At 66.3% G+C, this 5369-nt stretch carries 4 protein-coding genes and 1 pseudogene; 3 read left to right on the top strand and 2 right to left on the bottom strand.

The window, feature by feature from the left end; translation table 11 throughout:
* The 3 genes and pseudogenes from EOA29_RS41630 to EOA29_RS23885 form a co-directional block, all read left to right on the top strand.
* Positions 1-814, top strand: a pseudogene (locus EOA29_RS41630) (CoF synthetase); the annotation flags it as partial.
* Complete coding sequence (locus EOA29_RS23890; RefSeq protein ID WP_189478969.1) at positions 811-1956, top strand: GNAT family N-acetyltransferase; 1146 nt, start codon at positions 811-813, stop codon at positions 1954-1956. The pseudogene EOA29_RS41630 and the gene EOA29_RS23890, both read left to right, overlap by 4 nt.
* Positions 1953-2954 carry a Rieske 2Fe-2S domain-containing protein gene (locus EOA29_RS23885; RefSeq protein ID WP_126094820.1) on the top strand — a complete coding sequence of 334 codons (1002 nt, stop codon included), beginning with the start codon at positions 1953-1955 and terminating at the stop codon, positions 2952-2954. Before EOA29_RS23890 ends, EOA29_RS23885 begins: the two co-directional genes overlap by 4 nt.
* Positions 2955-3160: 206 nt before the next feature.
* Here EOA29_RS23885 and EOA29_RS23875 read toward each other — a convergent pair whose 3' ends face one another.
* Positions 3161-4327 (bottom strand): ATP-grasp domain-containing protein, encoded by a 1167-nt coding sequence (locus tag EOA29_RS23875; protein WP_126094819.1) that lies wholly within the window; start codon positions 4325-4327, stop codon positions 3161-3163.
* Between the two features lie 63 nt (positions 4328-4390).
* Positions 4391-5369: amidohydrolase (locus tag EOA29_RS23870; RefSeq protein ID WP_127221668.1), on the bottom strand; the 979-nt coding region annotated here is incomplete at its 5' end.

The following is a 5369-nucleotide window of genomic DNA, read 5'->3' as shown; positions in this document are numbered from 1 at the left end:
GCTCTACGACAGTGCCCGCAAATCGCGGCTGATCAAGCTCGCCTTCTTCGATCTGACGCTCGGGCCGGAACACTGGCGCGAGGCGCTGGAAGCTTTCGACCCGACGGTGATCATCGCGCCGCCGAAGATGCTCAGGTATTTCGCTACCGATGGTTTTCGACTCACGCCAAAACGCATTTTCTCGGCTGCCGAGACGCTCGACCCGGTCGACCGACCGGTGATCGAGGGTTTCTTCCGGCTGCCGCTCGACCAGATCTACATGGCGACGGAGGGACTGTTCGCGGTGACCTGCCGACAGGGCGGTCTGCATCTTGCCGAAGACTCCGTCTTCTTCGAATTCGAGCCCGCGGGCGAGGGGCTGGTGACGCCGCTGGTCACCGCCTTTCGCCGCCAGACCCAGATCATGGCGCGTTACCGCATGAACGATCTGCTGCGCCTCTCGGACCAGCCCTGCCGTTGCGGCTCGCCGTTACGCTGTGTGGACGAGATTGTCGGCCGCATCGACGATGTCTTCCGTCTTGCTTCGCCGAGCGGGCCGATCCTCGTCACGCCGGATGTGCTGCGCAACGCCGTGCTCAAGGCCGATCGCCGCATCGACGATTTTCGGCTCGTCCAGACTGCGCCGGATGCGATCGAGCTCAGGCTTCCGCCGACACTGGCCGACGACGCGGCTACCGCTGCTCACAAGGCGATGCGAAGGCTGTTGGAAGCGCGAAAGGCCGATGCGACCGTCGCCCTTGTCCGCGCGCCGCTGCCGCTGGAAACAAGCCGCAAACTGCGTCGCGTCGAATGTCGGCTGGAGAGCGCGCAATGAGCCGGGCAGGCGTCGTCGAAAGGCTGGTTCAGCAGGCCGACCGGGTCGAAAACAATCCGGCCAAGGTCGAAGCGTTCGTGCGGCTCTTCAACGAGATTCCGGTTGGCGATCTCGTCGCCAACCTGACGACCAGGGTCGAGGCTTTCGAAGTCGCCGGGCGGACCTTTCCGCTGACGCTCAACGATGCGAGTGAAGCGCCGAACTGCTACATCTGCTGCCCGTCCAGCGCTTACGTCGACTACGCCGTCGACGAGACGCGCAACTTCGCGGCCCACCCGCTGCTGCGTCAGGGGCTTCAGGCACTGATCAGCGCCTGCGCGCCGCTGGTCAGGGCAAGCGGCCTCGACCATCAGGTGCAGGTCAACAACTGGCTCTATTCGACCAATCCGGTGCCGCTGCTCGACCGGCAGACGGTCGCGGCGCTTCGCTCGGCGCTGGTCGCTCGCTTTCCCGATCGCACGATCGTCATCCGCTCGCTGAACGAGATCGCCGATCCGGCGAGCATAGCCGCCTTGAAGGCGGAAGGTTTCCGCATGCTGGCGGCGCGGCAGATCTACATCTTCGCCGACCGCAGCGCCGCACCCGCCATGACCAAGAACCTGAAACGCGACCGCAAGCAGCTTGGCGCCACGCATTTCGTGCGCGTCGGCGATGCCGATTTCACCGAGGCCGATTTTGCGCGCGCCGAACAGCTCTACAACATGCTCTATCTCAACAAATACACACCGCTCAATCCGCACTACACGGCCCGCTACATCGCCGAGATGCATCGGCGCGGCATCATCAGCCTTGCCGGCCTACGACGGCCGGGTGGCGAACTGGTCGCGGTCACCGGCCTGTTCGAAAATGGCGGCACGCTGACCCAGCCGATCGTCGGCTACGACACCAGCCTGCCGCTCGGCGAGGGGCTCTACCGCATGGTGATGGCGATGGGACAGGACCACGCCACGGAGCGCGGCCTGTTCTTCAACATGAGCGCTGGCGCGGCAGGCTTCAAGCGCCTGCGCGGCGCGGAGGCCGCGATCGAGTACATTGCCGTCTATGCTAGGCATCTTCCGCTTCGCCGGCGCGTCGCTATCCGCATCATGGAGAGCGTGCTGGCCCTGGTCGGCATCCCGCTGCTGAAGAGGTTCGAACTGTGAGCGAACGCCGTGACCACGCGAAGGATTTTTGGCAGGCGGTGGCGCTCTCGGCCGACATCGGCCAGCGGCCGAAGCGCGTTTTCTTCGAGGGCGCGCCGCTGGTGCTGTTCCGCTCGGCGCAAGGCATTGCCGCACTGTTCGACCGCTGCCCGCACCGGCTGGTGGAGCTGTCGACCGGCAAGGTGGTCGGCGGTGAGATCGAATGCCCTTACCATGGCTGGCGCTATGACGGCGAAGGCCGCTGCACCGCCATTCCGGGCCATGTCGGCGCAATGCCGCACTACCGGGTCCGCCGTTACGCCGCGATCGAGCGCGACGGCGTCGTCTTCGTCTCCTCCGGCGCGCCGCAGGGCGAACCCTATCTCCATTGCATGGAGGGCAAGGACATCATCGCGCGGCGGGTGCGCAGCTCGACGCAGTCGACGGTCATCGACGCCGCCGAGAACATTCTGGATGCCACCCACACCCATTTCACCCACAAGGGCCTGCTGCGCGGCCTGACCTCGAAACGTCATCTGGTGCGGGTCGAGGTGACGGGCGGCGAGGGCTGGGTCGAAGCCTGCTACACCGGTGAGGACAGACAGCAAGGATTGATCAGCCGGCTGCTGGAGGGCGAGCGGGCGAAAACCATCGGCCGCTTCCACCATCCCGGCATCGCCGAGCTCGAATATTGGGGCAAGGAGGGGCTGGTGCTCGCCACCACCTTTCATCTGCGCCAGGCGGACGAGCGCACCGTCGAGGGCGTCGGTTGGCTGATCGGCCAGCGGCAGGGCTTGCTCGGCGAGTTGAAGGCGCTCGCCTTCAAGCCGCTGTTCACCATCGCGCTGCATCAGGACCGCCGGGTGCTGAAATCGGCAAGCGACAACGCCCGTTTCGCGCCGCCGGCGCTGCCGGTGATCGGCCCGCTCGATTTCCTGCGCCGCGACATCGCGGCGATCATGGAGGGGAAAATGCCGCCTTCGGCGAGTGAACCGAGGGTGTATCAGATCGAGTTGTGATCGCGACACTAGAAAGCGGCGTCTCATTCCGTCACACCCCTCTCTGTCCTGCCGGACATCTCCCCCGCAAGGGGGGAGATTTGCTGTCGCACCGGCTTTCGCCAATCTCCGACGCTGCAATAAGGGCGCCGAAGGCGAAGCTGATAATCTCCACCCTTGCGGGGGAGATGGCCGGCAGGCCAGAGGGGGGTGCTGTCCCGCCAACGTCAGCGGCAATCTGCCGGCCCGTTCCACTCGATATCGCGCGTCGACGCCGCCTGCAGGCTGATGCGCTGGCACCAAGCCACGCGGGCGATCTCGGCCAATGCCGTCCACTGCGCCTTCACCGGCGCCGGGTCGCCCGGCCAGTCGAGCAATTCCTGGCCTTCGCGCATCGCCGTTCGAAAGTGGGCGAGACCGCCGGAGTGCAAGGCCGCCGGCAATCCATAAATCCACATGGCAAGCCGCACGGTTTGCGGTGCGACCACATCGGGGGCGGCCTCAGGCCCGTCGTCCAGCATCGCATCGGCAAACCGCACCGGATCGCGGAAAAAATGCAGGCCGCTGACGGCGCGCGGATTACATTCCAGCGGCAGCACGCGACCGTCCGCCTCGCGCATCAGGTCGAACGAGATTTGCCCGGTCCATGACGTGCCGGCAACGATGCACTCGACCAGCTCTCGCGCTGCCTGATCCTCGACCCGCTCGAAGAAGATGCCGGCGCCCTTGCCGGCGCGGTAGAGCGAACGATAGAGCGCCAGCCCCTTGAGCCTGCCTTCGCGCGCCACCGCATAGGCGCTGATCTCCTCGCCATCGATGAAACGCTGCGCCACCCAAGGCATGGCGGGAGAGGGGACGATGGCATCGAGGAAGTCCGGCGTCGGACGCAGCAGCACCTGGCTGGCGAAGCGCGACCAGACCGGCTTGAACACCAGGTCGCGCGAGCGGCGGCGGACCGCCTCCAGATCGTCGCGAGAATTGAGCAGAGTGGTCTCCGGCACCGTCAGCCCGAGGCGCTCGGCCAGTCGGACGAAGCTGTACTTGTTGTGGACCTCCGCCAGCAGGTCGATGTCGGGGGCGAGTAGCGGCGCCGGCATCCTTCGACCACGCCAGGCCAGCGCGAGATAAAAGACTTCCTCGCACGTCGGGATGACGAGGTCTACGCCTTCAGCCCGGACCAGCGTCTCGACCATCTCGGCATAAGCCTGCGGCTCGAAGCGCGGCGGCGGCAGGCGATGATAGCGCGCGCAGGCCTTGCTTGCGGCCGCGATCGGCCGCGCCGGCGTGTCGGCCAGGATCACCTGGCGGCCGGCGCCATGAAGCAGGCGCGCCAGATGCAGCGCCACCGGCGCGCGCGCGCCGGTGATGAGCACGGTCTTGTCAGTCCCCGGCATCAGATCTCGCGGTCGTTTCGATCGCTCGACCGTTGCGCGAAATCTCCACGCTTGGCAATCGCGCTACCTCCCGCCGACCGGCAGCGCGCGCTGGACGACATTGAGGAAGAAGCGGATGCCGATCGGGATGATGGCGTCGTTGAAGACGAAGCGGTCGCCATGCAGCCCGGCGCCGGGGCCGACATCGCCGGCGCCGATCCAGACATAGGCGCCGTCGCCGACGCCCTGCAGCAGGAAAGCGAAATCCTCGCAGCCCATGCTGGGCTGGAACTCGGTCGAGACGTGTTCCGCACCAACCGTGTCCGAGCCGGCCAAGGCTGCGAGTGCCGCTCCGTTCGCCGGGTTCACCACCGGTGGATAGCCGCGCTTATAGGACAGTTCGGCGCTGACACCGTGGATCGCTGCCGTGGAGCGCGCCACGCGCTCGATCTCGGCCGCGCAATGGTCCGAGAGCGCGCGGTCGTAGAAGCGGCAGGTGCCTTCGACCTTCACTTCGCCCGGGACGAAATTATTGAAGCGGCCGCCATGGATCTGCGTCACAGACAATACGGCCGGCGACAGCGGATCGACGCTGCGGGAAACCAGCCGCTGGATCGCTGTCACGAAGCTTGCGGCGGCCAGCAGCGGATCGTCGCCCAGATGCGGCATCGCCGCGTGGCAGCCGCTGCCGCGAAAGACGATCTCGAAATCGTCGACCGCCGCCATCTGCGGTCCGGCGCGCACGCCGATATGGCCTTCCGGAAAACCCGGCCAGTTATGCACCGCAAACACCTGATCGACCGGAAAGCGCTTCAGCAGCCCGTCCTCGATCATCTTCTTGCCGCCGCCGAGCACTTCCTCGGCCGGCTGGAAGACAAACACCACCGTGCCGTCGAAGTCCTCGTCCTCGGCCAGCAATTTCGCCGCGCCGAGCAGCATGGCGGTATGGCCGTCATGGCCGCAGGCATGCATGACGCCGTCCTTGCGCGAGGCGTAGGCGACATTGGCGGCTTCCCTGATCGGCAGCGCGTCCAGCTCGGCGCGCAACGCGATGGCCTTGCCG

Source organism: Mesorhizobium sp. M1E.F.Ca.ET.063.01.1.1 (assembly GCF_003998155.1).
Lineage (GTDB): Bacteria > Pseudomonadota > Alphaproteobacteria > Rhizobiales > Rhizobiaceae > Mesorhizobium.
This window is presented reverse-complemented; position numbering and strand designations above follow the sequence as displayed.